The sequence below is a fragment of the Nocardioides sp. WJ219 genome, from assembly GCF_058559815.1.
Window position 1 is genome coordinate 257767 of sequence record NZ_JBZUJV010000005.1, and the last position, 18254, is coordinate 276020.

General features: G+C 72.8%; 19 protein-coding genes. 5 read left to right on the top strand and 14 right to left on the bottom strand.

Annotated features, from left to right (window positions below; genetic code table 11):
* Window positions 1–14: 14 nt before the first annotated feature.
* On the top strand, window positions 15–929 hold the full coding sequence (locus AC4MBH_RS14250) for a glucose-6-phosphate dehydrogenase assembly protein OpcA (RefSeq protein WP_491795556.1): 915 nt from the start codon (window positions 15–17) through the stop codon (window positions 927–929).
* The gene (gene pgl, locus AC4MBH_RS14255) at window positions 926–1645 is read left to right on the top strand and encodes a 6-phosphogluconolactonase (RefSeq protein ID WP_491795557.1); all 720 of its coding nucleotides are present in this window, start codon (window positions 926–928) and stop codon (window positions 1643–1645) included. Before AC4MBH_RS14250 ends, pgl begins: the two co-directional genes overlap by 4 nt.
* Before the next feature lie 12 nt (window positions 1646–1657).
* On the opposite strand, the gene AC4MBH_RS14260 is transcribed toward pgl, so the two are convergent.
* From AC4MBH_RS14260 to uvrC, 11 genes are all read right to left on the bottom strand, one after another.
* Window positions 1658–1813, bottom strand: a complete 156-nt coding sequence (locus tag AC4MBH_RS14260) for a hypothetical protein (protein ID WP_491795558.1) — start codon at window positions 1811–1813, stop codon at window positions 1658–1660.
* Between the two features lie 103 nt (window positions 1814–1916).
* Window positions 1917–2276 carry an RNA polymerase-binding protein RbpA gene (locus tag AC4MBH_RS14265; RefSeq protein WP_491795559.1) on the bottom strand — a complete coding sequence of 120 codons (360 nt, stop codon included), beginning with the start codon at window positions 2274–2276 and terminating at the stop codon, window positions 1917–1919.
* A gap of 78 nt (window positions 2277–2354) precedes the next feature.
* Window positions 2355–2591: a preprotein translocase subunit SecG gene (gene secG / locus AC4MBH_RS14270; protein ID WP_491795560.1), complete on the bottom strand. Its 237-nt coding sequence runs from the start codon at window positions 2589–2591 to the stop codon at window positions 2355–2357.
* Window positions 2592–2642: 51 nt separating this feature from the next.
* Entirely contained in the window at window positions 2643–3452 is an 810-nt protein-coding gene (gene tpiA, locus AC4MBH_RS14275; protein ID WP_491795561.1) for a triose-phosphate isomerase, read from the bottom strand.
* Window positions 3452–4660 carry a phosphoglycerate kinase gene (locus AC4MBH_RS14280; RefSeq protein ID WP_491795562.1) on the bottom strand — a complete coding sequence of 403 codons (1209 nt, stop codon included), beginning with the start codon at window positions 4658–4660 and terminating at the stop codon, window positions 3452–3454. Before AC4MBH_RS14280 ends, tpiA begins: the two co-directional genes overlap by 1 nt.
* 2 nt (window positions 4661–4662) lie before the next feature.
* Window positions 4663–5661: a type I glyceraldehyde-3-phosphate dehydrogenase gene (gap, locus tag AC4MBH_RS14285; protein WP_491795563.1), complete on the bottom strand. Its 999-nt coding sequence runs from the start codon at window positions 5659–5661 to the stop codon at window positions 4663–4665.
* 98 nt (window positions 5662–5759) lie between these two features.
* The gene (locus AC4MBH_RS14290) at window positions 5760–6005 is read right to left on the bottom strand and encodes a hypothetical protein (protein ID WP_491795564.1); all 246 of its coding nucleotides are present in this window, start codon (window positions 6003–6005) and stop codon (window positions 5760–5762) included.
* Between the two features lie 82 nt (window positions 6006–6087).
* A complete protein-coding gene (gene whiA, locus AC4MBH_RS14295; RefSeq protein ID WP_491795565.1) occupies window positions 6088–7074 on the bottom strand; it encodes a DNA-binding protein WhiA in 987 nt (328 codons plus the stop codon).
* Between the two features lie 88 nt (window positions 7075–7162).
* On the bottom strand, window positions 7163–8137 hold the full coding sequence (locus tag AC4MBH_RS14300) for a gluconeogenesis factor YvcK family protein (RefSeq protein WP_491795566.1): 975 nt from the start codon (window positions 8135–8137) through the stop codon (window positions 7163–7165).
* Complete coding sequence (gene rapZ / locus AC4MBH_RS14305; protein WP_491795567.1) at window positions 8134–9039, bottom strand: RNase adapter RapZ; 906 nt, start codon at window positions 9037–9039, stop codon at window positions 8134–8136. The genes AC4MBH_RS14300 and rapZ overlap by 4 nt, the downstream gene beginning before the upstream one ends.
* Window positions 9036–11045, bottom strand: a complete 2010-nt coding sequence (uvrC, locus tag AC4MBH_RS14310; RefSeq protein ID WP_491795568.1) for an excinuclease ABC subunit UvrC — start codon at window positions 11043–11045, stop codon at window positions 9036–9038. Before uvrC ends, rapZ begins: the two co-directional genes overlap by 4 nt.
* Window positions 11046–11128: 83 nt before the next feature.
* Here uvrC and AC4MBH_RS14315 point away from each other — a divergent pair, with 83 nt between their 5' ends.
* Complete coding sequence (locus tag AC4MBH_RS14315; protein ID WP_491795569.1) at window positions 11129–12430, top strand: tetratricopeptide repeat protein; 1302 nt, start codon at window positions 11129–11131, stop codon at window positions 12428–12430.
* A gap of 9 nt (window positions 12431–12439) precedes the next feature.
* Here AC4MBH_RS14315 and AC4MBH_RS14320 read toward each other — a convergent pair whose 3' ends face one another.
* The 3 genes from AC4MBH_RS14320 to uvrA form a co-directional block, all read right to left on the bottom strand.
* Window positions 12440–12871 carry a Rieske (2Fe-2S) protein gene (locus AC4MBH_RS14320; protein WP_491795570.1) on the bottom strand — a complete coding sequence of 144 codons (432 nt, stop codon included), beginning with the start codon at window positions 12869–12871 and terminating at the stop codon, window positions 12440–12442.
* 25 nt (window positions 12872–12896) lie between these two features.
* Complete coding sequence (locus AC4MBH_RS14325; protein ID WP_491795571.1) at window positions 12897–13373, bottom strand: Rieske (2Fe-2S) protein; 477 nt, start codon at window positions 13371–13373, stop codon at window positions 12897–12899.
* Window positions 13374–13455: 82 nt separating this feature from the next.
* The gene (gene uvrA / locus AC4MBH_RS14330; RefSeq protein WP_491795572.1) at window positions 13456–16503 is read right to left on the bottom strand and encodes an excinuclease ABC subunit UvrA; all 3048 of its coding nucleotides are present in this window, start codon (window positions 16501–16503) and stop codon (window positions 13456–13458) included.
* A gap of 141 nt (window positions 16504–16644) precedes the next feature.
* Between uvrA and AC4MBH_RS14335 the strand changes: the two genes are divergently transcribed.
* Together AC4MBH_RS14335 and AC4MBH_RS14340 are read left to right on the top strand one after the other, a co-directional pair.
* Window positions 16645–17355, top strand: coding sequence for a maleylpyruvate isomerase family mycothiol-dependent enzyme (locus tag AC4MBH_RS14335; RefSeq protein WP_491795573.1), 711 nt, complete (start codon window positions 16645–16647; stop codon window positions 17353–17355).
* The gene (locus tag AC4MBH_RS14340) at window positions 17349–18041 is read left to right on the top strand and encodes an MBL fold metallo-hydrolase (protein ID WP_491795574.1); all 693 of its coding nucleotides are present in this window, start codon (window positions 17349–17351) and stop codon (window positions 18039–18041) included. Before AC4MBH_RS14335 ends, AC4MBH_RS14340 begins: the two co-directional genes overlap by 7 nt.
* The last annotated feature ends 213 nt before the right edge of the window (window positions 18042–18254 follow it).

An 18254-nucleotide genomic window follows, 5' to 3' on the forward strand; every position in this document is an offset into this window, starting at 1 on the left:
ATGAGGTGCCACCTGTGATCGAGCTGACCGACACCACGTCCTCCGAGATCGCCGCCGAGCTGGTGCGCGCGCGCACCCGCGCCGGCTCGCCCGCGATGGGCATGGTGATGACCCTGATCGTCGTGGTCGACGAGGAGTCCGCCGAGTCGGCGATGGCCAACGCGCGCAAGGCCACCCACGAGCACCCCGCCCGGGTGCTCGGGGTGGTCCTGGGCTCGCCCCGTGGCCGTCCCGTCGTCAACGCGCAGGTCGGCACCGGCGCCGGGTGGGGCGGCGAGGCGGCGGTCATCCGCCTGGCCGGCGAGGTGGTCAAGCACGCCGACTCCGTCGTCCTGCCGCTGCTGCTGCCCGACTCGCCGGTGGCGATCTGGTGGCCCCACGAGCCGCCTGCCGACCCGGCCGCCGACCCGCTCGGCGCGCTCGCCAAGCGCCGCATCACCGACGCCGCCGAGGTGAGCCGGGGCAAGGGCAAGGCGCTGCAGACCCAGTGCGCGTCGTACGTCGCCGGCAACACCGACCTCGCCTGGACCCGGCTCACGCCGTGGCGCGCGCTGCTCGCCGCCGCGCTCGACCAGCACCCGCTCAAGGTGACCTCGGCGAGCGTCACGTCCGAGCGCGTCAGCCCCAGCGCCGACCTGCTCGCCGCGTGGCTGCGCAGCCGGCTCCGGGTCGAGGTGACCCGACGCGGGTCGACCGGGCCCGGCATCACCGAGGTGGTGCTGGAGACCAAGCAGGGACCCATCCGGATCTCGCGCACCGACGGCCGGCTCGCGACGTTCACCTCCCCCGGGCAGCCCGACCGCCCGATCGCGCTGAAGCGCCGCAAGCTCCCCGAGCTGCTCGCCGAGGAGCTGCGCCGCCTCGACGAGGACGACGTCTACGCCGCCACCATCAAGACCCTCACCACCACCACGAAGGAGGGCCGATGAGCCCCCTGATCGAGGTCCACGACAGCCCCGACCAGCTCGCCACGGCGATCGCTGGCGAGCTGCTCTCCCGGCTCGCCGACCTGCAGAGCTCCGGCGGGGAGCCGCACGTCGCACTCACCGGCGGCACCATCGCCGACGCCGTCCACCGCGAGCTGGCGCGCCTGAGCCCCGGCTCCGACGTCGACTGGGGTCGCGTGGTCGTGTGGTGGGGCGACGAGCGCTTCGTCGCCCCCGACTCCGCCGACCGCAACGCCGGCCAGGCCCGGGCGGCGTTCCTCGACGCCGTCGGGGCCACGCAGGTGCACGAGATGCCCTCGACCGCCGACGCCGGCTCGGTCGACGACGCGGCCGCGGCGTACGCCGAGACGGTGCGCGCGCACGGGGCCGGCAAGCTCGACGTGCTGATGCTCGGCATCGGCCCCGACGGCCACTGCGCCTCGCTCTTCCCCGGCCACCCCGCGCTCGGCGCCACCGACGCGGTCGCGGTCGCGGTGCGCGACTCCCCCAAGCCGCCGCCCGAGCGGGTCACCCTGACGTTCGAGGCCCTGCGGCGCTCCGACTCCGTCTGGTTCCTGGCCAGCGGTGAGGGCAAGGCCGAGGCCGTCGCGCGGGCCCTCGCCGAGGAGGGGGCGGTCGAGGAGACCCCCGCCCGTGGCGTCTCCGGCACGACCGAGACGCTCTGGTTCCTCGACCGCGACGCCGCCTCCCGGCTCTGAGGCGCCCGCCGGCTAGCGGCCGGGGGACGAGACCGAGGCGTCGACGACCACCGGCCGGTCGTCGTCGTCCGAGATCGCGGCGACGGTAGCCAGGGTGAAGAACGCCGCGGCGAGGGTGCCGCTGATCAGGCCGGTGGCGATGTCGAGGGGCTGCAGTGTCCGGGCCATGGCTGAATCCTTCGTAAGCCGAGTGATTCGCTCATCTTAACGCACAAAGAACGGCGCCGGGACCCCATGGGTCGCGGCGCCGTCCTCGAGGTCCTCGGACCGGTCAGAAGATGACCTCGCCCGACTTGCGGCGGGACCGCAGCAGCTGGATCGCCTCGTCGAGGATGACCTCGGCCTCCTTGTCGGAGCGACGCTCCTTCACGTAGGCCAGGTGGGTCTTGTAGGGCTCGATCTTGGGCGCCGGGGGCGGGTTGTCGGAGTCCCGGGACGCCGGCAGACCGCACTTGGGGCAGTCCCAGGAGTCGGGGACGTTGGCCTCGACCGAGAACGTGATGACCGACCGGTGCTCGTGGGAGCAGAAGTACGTGACGGCCTGCCGGGGTGCGGCCTCGCCGCGCTCGGCCTCGCCCATCGGTCCGGCGCCGACACGGCTGCCACGGATGGCGCTTCCTCCACCTGCCATGGGTGACTCTCCTGTGTTCTCTGAAGTGGTGTGGTGCTCGGGACGTGCCCGAGGTGGTGCTCGGTGGCCTGGAGAGCCTCAGTAGGCCTTGAGCAGACCGAGCGCGATGACGCAGGCGAACCAGACCACGCCGGTCCCGATGGTGAACCGGTCGAGGTTGCGCTCGGCGATCGAGGACCCGCCGAGCGAGCTCGACACGCCTCCGCCGAACATGTCGGACATACCGCCACCGCGCCCCTTGTGGAGGAGGACCAGGAGGATCATCAGACCGCTGGTCAGCAGGAGGAAGCCAGTGAGGATCAGTTCCGCGTTCACGATGAGGAATCCTACGTCAGGAGGGTCGGGGACCGAGGATCGGCAGGCGGGTCAGAGCGTCGGCATGTCGTAGAACCGGCAGATCCCGCCGAACTCGTCGGCCTGCAGGCTCGCACCACCGACCAGGGCGCCGTCGACGTCGGTCTTCGCCATGATGCCGGCGACGTTGGCGGCCTTGACCGACCCGCCGTAGAGGACCCGGACGCCGGCGGCGGCCTCGTCGCCGTGCGCCTCGCGGACCTGCCCGCGGATGGCCTGGCAGACCTCCTGGGCGTCCTCGGGCGTCGCGACCTCGCCGGTGCCGATCGCCCACACCGGCTCGTAGGCGACCACGAGGCCGGCGACCTGCTCGGCGGTGAACCCGGCGAGCGAGCCGTCGACCTGGGACATCGTGTAGGGCACGTGCTCGCCGGCCTGGCGGACCTCGAGCCCCTCGCCGACGCAGACGATCGGGGTCATCCCCGCCGCCAGCGCGGCGTGCGCCTTGGCGTTGACGACCTCGTCGGTCTCGGCGTGGTGCTCGCGCCGCTCGGAGTGGCCGACGACCACGTAGGAGCAGCCGAGCTTCGCCAGCATCGCGGCCGAGATCTCGCCGGTGTAGGCGCCGGACTCGTGCACCGAGACGTCCTGGGCGGCGTACCTGATCGACAGCCGGTCGCCGTCGACCAGCGTCTGCACCGAGCGCAGGTCGGTGTACGGCGGCACCACGACGACCTCGACCTTGCCGAAGTCGTGGCGCTTGTCCGACAGCGTCCAGGCGAGCTTCTGGACCAGCACCACCGCTTCCTGGTGGTTGAGGTTCATCTTCCAGTTGCCCGCCATCAGCGGGACGCGGCCGTTCTTGGGTGTTGCGTTGGCCATCAGGACTCCTGGTCCTCGAGAACGGTGATGCCGGGCAGCTCCTTGCCCTCGAGGTACTCGAGGCTGGCACCGCCCCCGGTGGAGATGTGCCCGAAGGCGGACTCGTCGAAGCCGAGCGCCCGGACGGCGGCTGCGGAGTCGCCGCCGCCGACCACCGAGAGGCCGTCGATGCGGGTCAGCGCGTCGGCGACGGCGCGGGTGCCGTCGGCGAACTCGGGTGTCTCGAAGACGCCCATCGGGCCGTTCCAGAACACCGTGCGGGCGTCGGCCAGCGCGGCGGCGAAGTCGGCGCCCGAGGCCGGGCCGATGTCGAGCCCGAGCGCGTCGGCAGGGATGGCCGACGCGGGTACGACGCGGGGCTCGGGCGTGCGGTCGCCCGAGGGGAACGCCGTGTCGACCACGACGTCGCCGGGCAGCAGGATCTGGACCCCCGACTCCTCGGCCCGCTGCAGGTAGCCGCGGCAGACCTCGAGCTGGTCCTCCTCGAGCAGGCTCTTGCCGACCTCGTGGCCCTGGGCCTTGAGGAACGTGAAGACCATCCCGCCGCCGATCAGCAGCTTGTCGGCCTTGCCGAGCAGGTTGTCGATCACGCCGAGCTTGTCGGAGACCTTGGAGCCGCCCAGCACGACCACGTAGGGCCGGGCGGGGTCGACGGTGAGCCGGCGCAGCACGTCGATCTCGGTCGAGACCAGCCCGCCCATCGCGTGCGGCAGGCGCTGCGCGACGTCGTACACGCTCGCCTGCTTGCGGTGGACGACCCCGAAGCCGTCGGAGACGAACGCGTCGGCCAGCGCCGCGAGCTCGTCGGCGAAGGCACCCCGCTCGGCGTCGTCCTTGCTGGTCTCGCCGGCGTTGAAGCGCACGTTCTCCAGCAGGGCGACCTCGCCGTCGGCGAGACCGTCGACCGTCGCGCGCGCCGAGTCCCCCACCGTGTCGGTGGCGAAGGCGACGTCGGCCCCGAGCAGCTCGCCGAGGCGGGCGCCCACCGGGCGCAACGAGTAGGCGTCGTCGGGGGTGCCCTTGGGTCGGCCGAGGTGGGCGGTCACGACGACCCGGGCGCCGGCGTCAGCCAGTGCCCGGATGGTCGGGACGCTCGCCCGGATGCGGCCGTCGTCGGTGATCCGGGTCCCGTCGAGGGGCACGTTGAGGTCGGAGCGGACCAGGACCCGCTTGCCCGTCACGTCGCCCAGGGAGGAGTACTCCCCCACGATCAGAGCGTCTTGCCGATGTAGTCGATCAGGTCGGCGAGGCGGTTGGAGTAGCCCCACTCGTTGTCGTACCAGCCGACGACCTTGACCTGGTTGCCGATCACCTTGGTCAGCGGCGCGTCGAAGATGCACGACGCCGGGTCGGTGACGATGTCGCTGGAGACGATCGGGTCGGTCGAGTAGCGCAGGAAGCGGCCGTCGGCGGCCTTCTCGACGATCGCGTTGACCTCCTCCACCGACGTCTCGCGACCGGCCTCGAACGTGAGGTCGGTGGCCGAGCCGGTGGGCACGGGGACGCGCAGGGCGTAGCCGTCGAGCTTGCCCTTGAGCTCGGGCATGACCAGGCCGATGGCCTTGGCGGCACCGGTCGAGGTCGGGACGACGTTGAGCGCGGCGGCGCGGGCGCGACGCAGGTCCTTGTGGATGTTGTCCTGGAGGTTCTGGTCGGCCGTGTAGGCGTGGATCGTGGTCATCAGGCCCTTGACGATGCCGAGGTCGTCGTTGAGCGCCTTGGCCATCGGCGCGAGGCAGTTGGTGGTGCACGACGCGTTGGAGATCACCGTGTGGGCGGCGGCGTCGTAGTCGTCGTGGTTGACGCCCATGACGACGGTGAAGTCCTCGTTCTTCGCCGGCGCGGAGATGATGACCTTCTTGGCGCCACCGGCGTCGACGTGGGCCCGGGCCTTGGTCGCGTCGGTGAAGAAGCCGGTCGACTCCACCACGACGTCGACGCCCAGGTCGCCCCACTTCAGGGCGGCGGGGTCGCGCTCGGCGAAGGCCTTGATCTCCCTGCCGCCGACCACGATCGCGTCGTCGGTGGACGACACGTCGGCGTCGAGCCGGCCGAGGATCGAGTCGTACTTGAGCAGGTGGGCCAGGGACGCGTTGTCGGTGAGGTCGTTGACGCCCACGATCTCGAGGTCGAGACCCGAGGCGCGCACGGCCCGGAAGAAGTTGCGGCCGATCCGGCCGAATCCGTTGATGCCGACGCGAACAGTCACTGCGGTGCTCCTGAAATTTGGGGGTCTGAGGCTGTTCCCGACCCTACCGGCAGCGCTCGACCCGCCCGACGACGTCCCGCCGTACGTGCCGGTAACCGTCAGTCGTCGAGGATCTCCTCGCCGTCCTCGTCGACGCAGTCCTGGTCGTTCTCGTAGTAGGTCTCCGTCTTCTTCTTCCCGTTGACCGTCTTGGTGCGCGTCTTCTTCTCGCGCTCGGTCTCGACGGTGCCACCGGCGTCCTTGCACTCCTGGGCGAAGTCCTCGGAGTCGGAGCAGCCGGCCAGCAGTCCGGACAGGACGAGGGCGGCGACGGTCAGGCCGACGGCGTTCGGGGTGGTTCGCATGGCGGGGCTGCTCTCTGCTCGGTGCTGCACGGGGCCGCACGGTGACGGGGCCGAGCGGACCCCTACCCCTGCACCAGCACGACTAGTCGTCGTCGGCGAGCATCTCGGGCGTCAGCGACGACTCGGTGTCGGGTACGCCGAGCTCCTCGGCCCGCTTGTCGGCCATCGCGAGCAACCGCCGGATGCGGCCGGCGATCGCGTCCTTGGTGAGCTGGGGCTCGTGCAGCTGGCCGAGCTCCTCCAGCGAGGCCTGCTTGTGCTCCAGCCGCAGCGACCCCGCCATCCGGAGGTGGTCGGGCACCTCCTCGCCGAGGATCTCCATGGCCCGCTCGACGCGGGCACCGGCCGCGACGGCCGCCCGGGCGGAGCGCCGCAGGTTGGCGTCGTCGAAGTTGGCGAGGCGGTTGGCGGTGGCGCGGACCTCCCGCCGCATCCGCCGCTCCTCCCAGGCCATCAGCGTCTCGTGGGCGCCGAGCCGGGTCAGCAGCTGGCCGATCAGGTCGCCGTCGCGCAGGACGACGCGGTCGATGCCGCGCACCTCGCGCGCCTTGGCCGGGATGCCGAGCCGGCGCGCGACGCCGACGAGCGCGAGGGCCGCCTCGGGACCGGGGCAGGTCACCTCGAGGGACGACGAGCGGCCCGGCTCGGTGAGCGAGCCGTGGGCCAGGAACGCCCCGCGCCACGCCGCGACGGCGTCGCAGCCGCCTCCGGAGACGACCGCGGGCGGCAGGCCGCGCACGGGACGCCCGCGCTGGTCGAGCAGGCCCGTCTGCCGGGCCAGCGACTCGCCGTCCTTGACGACCCGCACGATGTAGCGGCTGCCCTTGCGGATGCCGTTGCCCTGCACCATCACCACGTCGGACTTGTGGCCGTAGACCTCGTCGATGTCGCGGCGCAGCCGGCGCGCCGCCGCGCCGGTGTCGAGCTCGGCCTCGACGACGATCTGGCTGCTCACGATGTGCAGCCCCCCGGCGAAGCGCAGCATCGTGGCGACCTCGGCCTTGCGACAGCAGGTCTTGGTGATCTGGGTGTTGGCGAGCTCCGCCTTCACCTGCGCCGTCATCGCCATGGGGGCGATCCTCCCACGGGCGTCAACAATCCCCTGCGGAGCCCCGGAGCCCTGTCGGGCAAGGCGAAAGCAACCGCGACGCCGCGCGTCAGGACCCCTCGTCCATGATCCGGGCGTAGGCGGCCGCGAGCTTGACCGGGTCGTGCCGCGGGGACCCGTCGGCCCGGGCGACGTCGGCGAGGACCAGCCGCGCCCCGGCCGCCTCGACCACCTGGCGCAGCTCCTCGACCTGGTCGTCGACGAGGTTGCCGCCGTCGGCGAGGACGGTGTGCACGCGCAGCTCGGGGGCGTGCTCGAAGAGCACCGCGAGGTGGTCGGCCGGCGCGAAGCCGGGGGTCTCGCCGACCTGCTCCTCGAGGTTGAGGACGACGACCAGCCGGGCGTCGGTGGCGACCACGGCGTCGCGCAGCGCGGGCACCCGCACGTGCGGGATCACCGAGGAGAACCACGAGCCGGGCCCGATGAACGCCCAGTCGGCCTCGGCGACCTTGGCCAGCGCGACCGGGCTCACCGCCGGGTCGGGCGGCTCGAGGTCGAGGGAGGTGATGATGCCCTCGGTGGTCGCGACCTCGACCTGCCCGCGCACCGTCGTCAGGGCGTCGGGGTCGCCGTCGACCAGGCCGCGCACCTCGGCACGGATGTCCATCGGCGACAGCGCCATCGGGAGCACCCGGCCCTTGGCGCCCAGCAGGCGGCCGACCCAGTCGAGGGCGTCGACGTGGTCGCCGAGCAGCTCCCAGAGCCCCACGATCAGCAGGTTGCCGACCACGTGGCCGCGCATGTCGCCGTTGCCCTCGAACCGGTGCTGCAGCAGGCGTGCCCAGGTGTCGCCCCAGGTGTCGGAGCCGCACAGCGCGGCCAGCGCCATCCGCAGGTCGCCGGGGGGCAGGACGCCGAACTCGCCGCGCAGCCGCCCGGAGCTGCCGCCGTTGTCGGCCACGGTGACGATCGCGGTGAGGTCGTCGACGGTCAGGTCGTCGACCAGCATCCGCAGGGCCGACAGCGAGGCGTGCAGGCCGTGCCCGCCGCCGAAGGCGACGACAGCCTGGGCGCGGGTCGTCATTCCCGGCCGAGGTCGCGGTGGATCGGCTTGGCGTCGAACCCGGCGGCCTGCAGCCGGGCCGCGACCTCCTCGGTCATCGCGACGCTGCGGTGCTTGCCGCCGGTGCAGCCGAGCGCGACCCGCATGAAGCGCTTGCCCTCGCGCAGGTAGCCGTCGGCGACGCCGGTGAGCACCGGCAGGTAGGCGTCGAGGAACTCCGCCGCCCCCGGGCGTCCCTTCACGTACTCCGCCACGTCGACGTCGCGCCCGGTGTGGTGGCGCAGCTCGGGCACCCAGTGCGGGTTGGGCAGGAAGCGCATGTCGGCGACGAAGTCGGCGTCGACCGGGATGCCGTACTTGAAGCCGAAGCTGATGACGGTGACCTTGAGCCCGGTGGTGGCGGGCGTGCCGAACGCCGTGGCGACCCGGTCGGTGAGCTGGTGGACGTTGAGGGCCGTGGTGTCGATGACCAGGTCGGCGTCGCCGCGCAGGTCGGCCAGCACCCGGCGCTCGCGCTGCAGCCCGTCGAGCAACCGGCCCGAGGCCTGCAGCGGGTGGGGACGGCGGGCGGCCTCCTGGCGGCGGACGAGGACGTCGTCGGCGGCGTCGAGGAACATCAGCGTCGTGCGCCGTCCGGTCGCGCTCTGGGCCAGCTGGGTGCGCAGCCCCGCGAAGAACGAGCCCGAGCGCACGTCGACCACGACGGCGATGCGCTGGCGCTGGCCGTGGGTCTCGTCGACGAGCCGGACCACGTCGGGGAGCAGGCTGGGCGGGAGGTTGTCGACGACGAAGTAGCCGAGGTCCTCCAGCTCCTTGGCGGCGGTGCTGCGGCCGGCGCCGGTCATCCCGGTGACGACGACCAGCTCGCCGCGCTCGTCGACCTCGGCGTCGGGCCCGGGCTCGGGCTGGTCCTGCGTGCTCATGACTCCTCGACCTCGCCGGTGGCGGTGTTCACGGCCACAGTCTTGCGGGTGGCCGCGGCCTGCTCGACCGCGGCCTTGATGGCCGCGGCGGTGCGCGGCCCGATGCCGGGGACCATCGCGATCTCCTCGACCTCGGCCTCGCGCAGCTTCTTCAGCGACCCGAAGTGCTTGAGCAGCGTCTTGCGACGTACCTCGCCGAGGCCCGGCACGTCGTCGAGCATGCTCTCGACCATCGTCTTGGAGCGGCGGCCGCGGTGGTGGGTGATGGCGAAGCGGTGCGCCTCGTCGCGGACGCGCTGCAGCAGGTAGAGACCCTCGGAGGAGCGGGCCATGATCACCGGGTCCTCCTCCCCCGGCAGCCACACCTCCTCGAGCCGCTTGGCCAGCCCGCACACCGGGATGTCGTCGATCCCGAGCTCGGCGAGCGCACGCTGGGCGGCGGCGACCTGCGGCGGGCCGCCGTCGACGACGACGAGGCCGGGCGCGTAGGCGAACTTGCGCGGCCGGCCGGTCTCGGGGTCGACGAGCATCGGGCCCTGGTCGGTGGCACGCTCCTCGGACCGTGCCTGCTCGTCGAGCAGCCGGCGGAACCGGCGGGTGATCACCTCGTGCATCGAGGCGACGTCGTCCTGGCCGACCTCGCCCGACCCGTCGCCCTTGATCACGAACCGGCGGTACTCGCCCTTGCGCGCCAGCCCGTCCTCGAAGACCACCATCGAGGCCACGATCTCGGTGCCCTGGAGGTTGGACACGTCGTAGCACTCGATGCGCAGCGGCGCCTCCGCCAGGCCGAGGGCCTCGCGGATCTCCTCCAGCGCCCGGTTGCGGGTGGTGAGGTCGCTGGCGCGCTTGGTCTTGTGCAGGACGAGGGACTGCTTGGCGTTGGCCGCCACGGTCTCCTGGAGCGTCTTCTTGTCGCCGCGCTGCGGCACCCGGATCTGCACCTTGGCGCCCTTGAGGTCGCTGAGCAGCGTCTCGAACGTCGCCACGTCGGGGGGCAGCTGGGGCACCAGGATCTCGCGGGGCACCGACTCGCTGTCGTCGTTGCCGGCGTAGAGCTGGAGCAGGAAGTCCTCGACCAGGTCGGCGGTGCCGCCGTCGGTGACCCGGTCGGCCACCCAGCCGCGCTGGCCCCGGATGCGCCCGCCGCGGACGTAGAAGATCTGGACCGCGACCTCGAGCGGGTCCTCGGCCAGCGCGATGACGTCGGCGTCGGCTCCGTCGCCGAGCACCACGGCCTGCTTCTCCAGTGCCCGCTGCATGGCCCCGAGGTCGTCGCGCAGCCGCGCCGCCCGCTCGAAGTCCATGGCGTCGGAGGCGGCGTACATCTCGCGCTCGATGCGCTTGACGAACGGGCGGGTCTGCCCGGCCATGAAGTCGCAGAAGTCGTCGACGATCGCCCGGTGCTCCTCGGCGCTGACGTTGCCGACGCACGGGGCGGCGCACTTGCCGATGTAGCCGAGCAGGCACGCCCGGCCGATCTGCTGGGACCGCTTGAACACACCGTTGCTGCACGAGCGCATCGGGAAGACGCGCAGCAGGATGTCGACGGTCTCGCGGATGGCCCAGGCGTGGCTGTAGGGGCCGTAGTAGCGGGTGCCCTTGCGCTTGGCGCCACGCCCGACCATCACCCGGGGGAACTCGTCCCCCACGGTCACCGCCAGCCAGGGGTAGGACTTGTCGTCGCGGTACTTGACGTTGAACCGCGGGTCGAACTCCTTGATCCAGGAGTACTCCAGCTGCAGCGCCTCGACCTCGGTGTTGACGACCGTCCACTCCACCCGGGCCGCGGTGGTGACCATCGAGGCGGTGCGCTGGTGCAGGTGGGCGACGTCCTGGAAGTACGACGACAGCCGGGCGCGGAGGTTCTTGGCCTTGCCGACGTAGATCACCCGGTCGCGGGCGTCACGGAACCGGTAGACCCCCGGTTGGGTCGGGATCGAGCCCGGCTCCGGTCGGTAGGACAGCGGGCCCCGGGAGGGGCGGGCGGAGCGGGCGGGTGACACGTCTCCAGCCTACGAGCGACCACCGACGACCGACCCGGCGCGCCCGTTTGGTTCGCCATTGTCAGGTGACTTACTCTTCTTTCATGCCGCCCCGCGACCGCTACGGCCTGGTGATGAGCACCGGCCCCGACGCCGCGGCGGCGTACGCCCGCGGCCTCGACGACCTGCTCTGCCTGCGCGCCGGCTCGGCCGGTGCCTTCGCCACCGCGATCGTGCTCGACCCGACCTTCGCCCTCGGCCACGCCGCGCTCGCCCTGGTCGGGCACGACCTGTGCGTCGAGGTCGACGTGGTCGGGCGGATGCGCGACGCGGAGCGGTGGGCCTCGCGCGGCACCGAGCGCGAGCAGAGCCACGTGGCGGCCGTCCTGGCCCACCTGCGGGGTGACTCCCGGCCGGTCGTCGACCACCTCGCCCGCTACCCCGTCGACGCCCTCCTGCTCTCGGCGGCGGTCCCTACGATCGCGTTCGCGGGGGTCACCGAGGTGCCCGAGCAGGCCTGGTCGATCGTGGAGTCGGCCGGCCCCGCCTACGGCGACGACTGGTGGTACGCCGGCCTGCTCGCGTTCGTCCGGCAGGAGCAGGAGCGCTTCGACGAGGCGATGGACCTCGCGTGCACCTCCCTCGCCGAGCAGCCCGACGCCGGCCACTCGGCCCACGCCCGGGCGCACTGCCACTACGAGACCGGCGACCACGTCGGCGGTCGGGACTGGATGGCCGGCTGGGTCACCGGCGACGGCGCCGCGACGGAGAGCCTGAGCCACTTCTCCTGGCACGCGGCGCTGCACGAGCTGTCGCTCGGTGACCTCGATGCGGTGCGCCGGCGCTACGACAGCCAGCTGCGGCCCGAGCTCGCCACCGGCTGCCGGGCGCTCGTCGACACCGGCTCGCTGCTGGTGCGCTGGTCGCTCACGCCCGACGCCGACGACGTACCGGGGCTCGACCGGGTCGCGGCCGCGGTCGGCCACGACGTGCTCGTGCGCCCCGCGACGCCGTTCCTGGGCATGCACTCCGCAGCCACGCTGCTCGCCCTCGACGACGGGGCCGGGCTGGCCTCGCTCGCGACCTGGGCGAGCGCCCACGGGCACGCGACCCACCGCGAGGTCGTCGCGCCGCTCGCCCGGGCCCTCGGGCTCCTGCACGCCGGCGAGGCCTCGGCCGCGGCGGGCGGCCTGGCCGCGCTGGCCGGCTCGCTGCGCCGCATCGGCGGCTCCGACGCCCAGCGCGAGCTCGTCGAGGAGATCCGGGTCGCCGCCCTGATCAAGGCCGACCGCTACGACGAGGCCCGTGACCTGCTCGACGCCCGCCTCGACCGCCGCCCCTCGGCGCGCGACGCCGCGTGGCGGCGCCGGTGCCGGGCGGCCGCCGCGAGCACCGCCTCCCGGTAGCAGGCGGGGTCAGGCCCGGACGATCGCGTCGCCCTCGACGGTCACCGCGATCTCCTCCAGCGGTGCGCTGGCCGGACCGGTGGTCGCCGAGCCGTCGTCGACCGAGAACACGCTGCCGTGGTTGGGGCAGACGATGCCGTCGGCGTCGGCCTCGACCGCGGTCCCCTGGTGGGTGCATCCCGCCGCAAAGGCCTTGAAGGTGCCTTCGGTGGGCTGGGTGAGGACGACGTTGTCGACCACCAGACCACCGCCGACGGGGACCTCGGCAGTGGTGGCGAGGGTGGCGCCGGTCTCCGGCACCGGCCCCGCGACGCCGCCGTTGCTGCTCCCGCCGCCGCCCCCGCCGCAGCCGGCGAGCGCCGCGGCGACGCCGAGGGCGCCGAGACCCTGGAAGACGATGCGGCGGCTGGCACGGGCCGGGAGCCCGCTCGGTGTGCTCATCGAGCAGGTTCCTCTCGGGGGACGCTCAGGCGAGCGTGATCTGGCCACCGGTCTCGGTGACGGCGACCTCGGCGAGCGGGGCGCTCGCGGGGCCGTTGAGCACCGCGCCGTCGGCCAGCGCGAAGCGGCTGCCGTGGGTCGGGCACATCATCTCGTCGCCGTCGATCTCGACCGGCGTGCCCTGGTGGGTGCAGGCCGCGTTGTAGGCCAGGAACTCGCCCTCGGTGGGCTGGACGATCACGAGGTTGTCGTCGAGGAGCACGATGCCGCCGCCGACCGGGATCTCGGACGCCTCGGCGAGCGCGGTGGGCTCGGGCGCGGGCGCACTGCTCCCGGCCTCGCTGCTGCTGCCGCCCCCGGTCTCGGCGGGGGTCGAGCCGTCGGGCTCGGTGCCGCCGCTGCCGGAGTCGTCGTCACCCCCGCACCCGGCCAGGGCCAGGGCCGCGCCGAGCGCACCCATCCCCTGGAACACGATCCGCCTGCTGGTGCGCACTCCGGTCACGTTGCCCGCCTCTCCCGAGAAAAGTAGTTGAAGACGACACTAACCAACAGCGTGCAGGTGAGAGCAGGCTGAGAGACCACCGTCACCTGCCGGTGCGCTTGGCCGGCGCCCGGGTCGTGGTCGCCTTCCGGGCAGCCGCGGCCTTCTTCGTGGCCGTGGTCCTCGGGGCCGTGGTGGTGGTCTTGGCGGGGGCCTTGGCGGGGGCCTTGGCGGCGGTCTTGGCAGCGGGGCCGCGGCCCGCCGGCGCCGCCGACGCCGGCTTGCGCCGGCCGGGCTGACGGGCCTCGCGACCCTCCAGCAGCGGCGCCAGGAACTGCCCGGTGTAGCTGCCGGCGTCGGCCGCGACCTCCTCGGGGGTGCCCTCGGCGATCACCAGGCCACCGCGCGAGCCGCCCTCGGGGCCCATGTCGACCAGCCAGTCGGCGGTCTTGATGACGTCGAGGTTGTGCTCGATGACCAGCACGGTGTTGCCGCCGTCGACCAGGCGACCGAGGACCAGCAGGAGCTTGCGGATGTCCTCGAAGTGCAGACCGGTGGTCGGCTCGTCGAGCACGTAGACCGTGCGCCCGGTGGACCGCTTCTGCAGCTCGGCCGACAGCTTCACCCGCTGCGCCTCGCCGCCCGACAGCGTGGTGGCCGGCTGGCCGAGCCGGACGTAGCCCAGGCCGACCTCGACGAGGGTCTTCATGTGCCGTGCGATGGCGGGGACGGCGGCGAAGAACTCCACGGCCTCCTCGATCGGCATGTCGAGGACCTCGGCGATGGTCTTGCCCTTGTAGTGGACCTCGAGCGTCTCGCGGTTGTAGCGGGCGCCGTGGCACACCTCGCACGGCACGTAGACGTCGGGCAGGAAGTTCATCTCGATCTTGATCGTGCCGTCGCCGGCGCACGCCTCGCAGCGCCCGCCCTTGACGTTGAACGAGAACCGTCCCTGGAGGTAGCCGCGCATCTTGGCCTCCGGCGTGGAGGCGAAGAGCTTGCGGACGTGGTCGAACACGCCGGTGTAGGTCGCCGGGTTGGACCGTGGGGTGCGCCCGATCGGCGACTGGTCGACGTGGATGACCTTGTCGACGTGCTCGAGGCCGGTGATCTTCTGGTGCCGGCCCGGGACGGCGCGCGCGTGGTAGATCTGCTTGGCCAGCGAGGTGTAGAGGATGTCGTTGACCAGCGTCGACTTGCCCGAGCCCGACACCCCGGTGACCGCGACGAACAGGCCCAGCGGGAACGACACGTCGACGTCGCGCAGGTTGTGCTCGTGGGCGCCGTGCACGCGCAGCTCGCGGCCCACGGTGCGCGGGCGGCGTACCTCGGGCACGGGGATCTCGCGCCGGCCGGAGAGGTACTGACCCGTCATCGAGTCGCGGTGGGTGAGCAAGTCGGCGACGGTGCCGGAGTGGACGACCTGGCCGCCGTGCTCGCCGGCGCCCGGTCCGATGTCGACGACCCAGTCGGCGACCTTGATGGTGTCCTCGTCGTGCTCGACGACGATGAGGGTGTTGCCGAGGTCCTTGAGGCGGACCAGCGTCTCGATGAGGCGCTGGTTGTCGCGCTGGTGGAGGCCGATGGACGGCTCGTCGAGGACGTAGAGGACGCCGACCAGGCCGGCGCCGATCTGGGTGGCCAGCCGGATGCGCTGGGCCTCGCCGCCGGACAGCGAGCCCGAGGGCCGGTCGAGGGAGAGGTAGTCGAGGCCGACGTCGAGGAGGAACCGGAGCCGCTCCTGGATCTCCTTGAGCACCCGCTCGCCGATCTGGCGCTCGCGGGCGGACAGGTCGAGGTCGGCGAGGAACGCGGCCGCCTCGTTGATCGGGAGCGCGCAGATCTCCGCGATGTTCCGACCGCCGAGCAGCACCGCCATCGAGACCGGCTTGAGCCGGCTGCCGCGGCACGTGGGGCACGGCACCTCGCGCATGTAGCCCTCGAAGCGCTCGCGGCTGGTGTCGGTGTCGGCCTCGCGGTGCCGGCGCTCGATGTAGGGCCGCACGCCCTCGAACCGGGTGTCGTAGGAGCGCTCGCGCCCGTAGCGGTTGCGGGTGACCACGTGCACCTTGGTCGCGTGACCGTCGAGGACCGAGGAGCGCGCCTTGGCCGGCAGGTCCTCCCACGGGGTGTCGAGGTCGAAGCCCAGCGCCTGGCCGAGCGCCCCGAGGAGCTTCTGGAAGTACTCCCCCACGCTGACGTTGTCCCACGGCTGGATCGCGCCCTGGCGCAGGGTCGCGGTGCTGTCGGGGACGACGAGCTCGGGGTCGACCTCCATCTTGGTGCCCAGACCGCTGCAGGCCGGGCAGGCGCCGAACGGGGAGTTGAACGAGAACGAGCGGGGCTCGAGGTCGTCGGTGTCGATCGGGTGGTCGTTGGGGCACGACATCTTCTCGCTGAACTTCAGCTCGCGCTCGGGGTCCTTGGCCTCGCGGTCGACGAAGTCGAAGACGACCAGGCCGCCGGCGAGGTTGAGCGCGGTCTCGACCGAGTCGGTCAGCCGGCGCTTGGACGACGTCTTGACCGCGAGCCGGTCGACGACGACCTCGATCGTGTGCTTCTTCTGCTTGTCGAGCTTGGGCGGCTCGTCGAGGGTGTGGGTCTCGCCGTTGACCCGGACCCGGCCGAAGCCCTGGGTCTGCAGCTGCTTGAAGAGCTCGACGTACTCGCCCTTGCGGCCCCGGATCACCGGGGCGAGCACCTGGAACCGCGCCCCGTCCTCGAGCCCGAGGACCCGGTCGACGATCTGCTGCGGCGTCTGGCGCTCGATCGGGGCCCCGCACGTGGGGCAGTGGGGGCGGCCGGCGCGCGCGAACAGGAGGCGGAGGTAGTCGTAGACCTCGGTGATCGTGCCGACGGTCGAGCGGGGGTTCTTCGACGTCGACTTCTGGTCGATCGAGACGGCCGGTGAGAGGCCCTCGATGAAGTCGACGTCGGGCTTGTCCATCTGGCCGAGGAACTGGCGCGCGTAGGCCGAGAGCGACTCGACGTAGCGACGCTGCCCCTCGGCGAAGATCGTGTCGAACGCCAGCGAGGACTTGCCGGAGCCCGACAGGCCGGTGAAGACGATGAGGGAGTCGCGCGGGAGGTCGAGGGAGACGTCCTTGAGGTTGTGCTCGCGAGCGCCACGGATGATGAGCTGGTCAGCCACTGATGTCCCTCTGGATCGACCGGATGCGGGTTCGAACAAGTGTTCGCCGCCGGTGCCGTGGCGGCAAGTCGCCGCGCCGGCTCGTCCAGCCTAGGCGGCGCCACGGACAGTCCGGCCCGGGTCACCCGCGAGGATGAGCGGGTGACCACCTCCGACAGCCCGGACCCGACCCGCCCCACCGACCTGCGCCGCCTGCTGGAGCACGCCGACCGGCGCCTGCAGCACACCGTCGACGGACTCGACGACGCGTCGTGCGCCGCCCCCTCCCTGCTCCCCGGCTGGTCGCGCGCGCACGTGCTCGCCCACCTCGCGCTCAACGCCGAGGCGCTCGCCGCGGTGCTGCACGGCGTGGTGGCCGGCGAGAGGGTGCCGATGTACCCGAGCGCCGAGGCACGCGACGCCGACATCGAGGAGCTCGCCGCCGCGGCCCCCGACGTCGTCCGCGCCCGCCTGCGCGCCGCCGTCCCCGCCCTCGACGACGCCCTGCGCGCCCTGCCCGACGAGCTGGCCACGGCCGTCGTGGAGCGCACGCCCGGCAGCGGACGCACGTTCGCGGCGGGCGACGTCGCGGCGATGCGGCTGCGCGAGGTGGAGATCCACCACGCCGACCTCGGGACCGGCTGGAGCGCCGCCGACTGGCCGCGGCCGTTCGCCGCCATGGTCGTCGACCAGCTCGCCGGCCGGGCCGCCGCCACGCTCGTCGCGAGCGACCTGGATCGGACCTGGCAGGGTGGAGCGGGCACGAGCACCGTCACCGGCACGGCCGCCGACCTCGCGTGGTGGCTGTCGGGTCGCGGCGACGGTGAGGGACTGACGAGCGACGGCGAGCTGCCGGGGATCGAGGCATGGTGACCACCGAGTCCGACGGGTACACCGGCGACGTGACGGTCGGCGGCGACGCCGACGTCCGCGAGCTGACCCACCTGACCATCGCCAAGGTGGCGGTCGACGAGCAGATGAGCAACAACTGCTACCTGCTGACCTGCCGCGAGACCGGCGAGCAGGTGCTCGTCGACGCCGCGGCCGAGCCGGCGACGCTGCTGCCGCTGGTGGCCGGCGGGCTCGACGCCGTGGTCACCACCCACCAGCACTGGGACCACCACCGGGCGCTGGCCGACGTCGTCGGCGCCACCGGTGCCGCCGTGGTCGCCGGCGAGCCCGACGCCGACGCGATCACCGAGCAGACCGGCGTCGAGGTCACCCGCCGGGTCGTCCACGGCGACACCGTCCGCGTCGGCTCGTGCGCCCTCGGGGTGATCGCGATCGCGGGGCACACGCCCGGCTCGATCGCCCTGCTGTACGACGACCCCACCGACGGCGGCCGCCCCCACCTGTTCACCGGCGACTCGCTGTTCCCGGGCGGCGTCGGGGCGACGTTCGGCGACGCCGACGCGTTCGCCCGGCTCATCGGCGAGGTGGAGACCAAGGTCTTCGGTCGACTGCCCGACGACACCTGGTTCTACCCGGGCCACGGGGGCGACTCGACCCTCGGCGTCGAGCGGCCGCACCTGGGTGAGTGGCGGGCGCGCGGCTACTAGTCCGCGTCGCGACGGGGCGACCGGCCCGACGTGGCGCAGCCTCCCCCGTGACGGCTGCGACACGCCGGGAGCGGGTTCGGCCCTCGTGGCGCAGGTCAGGTGCAGCCCGGCGGAGTCGCGTCCGACCAGCCTGCTCGGTGGCGCGGGCGCGCGGGATCGGCGGAACGGTCAGAGCCGCCTGGTCACAGATGACCAGGAACGGCGACGTCCCGG

Bases quoted from the DNA above. Each gene is read 5' to 3' on its own strand.
- AC4MBH_RS14265 (WP_491795559.1), bottom strand. From the start codon at position 2,276: ATGGCAGGTGGAGGAAGCGCCATCCGTGGCAGCCGTGTCGGCGCCGGA.
- pgl (WP_491795557.1), top strand. From the start codon at position 926: ATGAGCCCCCTGATCGAGGTCCACGACAGCCCCGACCAGCTCGCCACG.
- whiA (WP_491795565.1), bottom strand. From the start codon at position 7,074: ATGGCGATGACGGCGCAGGTGAAGGCGGAGCTCGCCAACACCCAGATC.
- rapZ (WP_491795567.1), bottom strand. From the start codon at position 9,039: ATGAGCACGCAGGACCAGCCCGAGCCCGGGCCCGACGCCGAGGTCGAC.
- AC4MBH_RS14300 (WP_491795566.1), bottom strand. From the start codon at position 8,137: ATGACGACCCGCGCCCAGGCTGTCGTCGCCTTCGGCGGCGGGCACGGC.
- AC4MBH_RS14340 (WP_491795574.1), top strand. From the start codon at position 17,349: ATGGTGACCACCGAGTCCGACGGGTACACCGGCGACGTGACGGTCGGC.
- AC4MBH_RS14320 (WP_491795570.1), bottom strand. From the start codon at position 12,871: ATGAGCACACCGAGCGGGCTCCCGGCCCGTGCCAGCCGCCGCATCGTC.
- AC4MBH_RS14260 (WP_491795558.1), bottom strand. From the start codon at position 1,813: ATGGCCCGGACACTGCAGCCCCTCGACATCGCCACCGGCCTGATCAGC.
- AC4MBH_RS14290 (WP_491795564.1), bottom strand. From the start codon at position 6,005: ATGCGAACCACCCCGAACGCCGTCGGCCTGACCGTCGCCGCCCTCGTC.
- AC4MBH_RS14315 (WP_491795569.1), top strand. From the start codon at position 11,129: ATGCCGCCCCGCGACCGCTACGGCCTGGTGATGAGCACCGGCCCCGAC.
- tpiA (WP_491795561.1), bottom strand. From the start codon at position 3,452: ATGGCCAACGCAACACCCAAGAACGGCCGCGTCCCGCTGATGGCGGGC.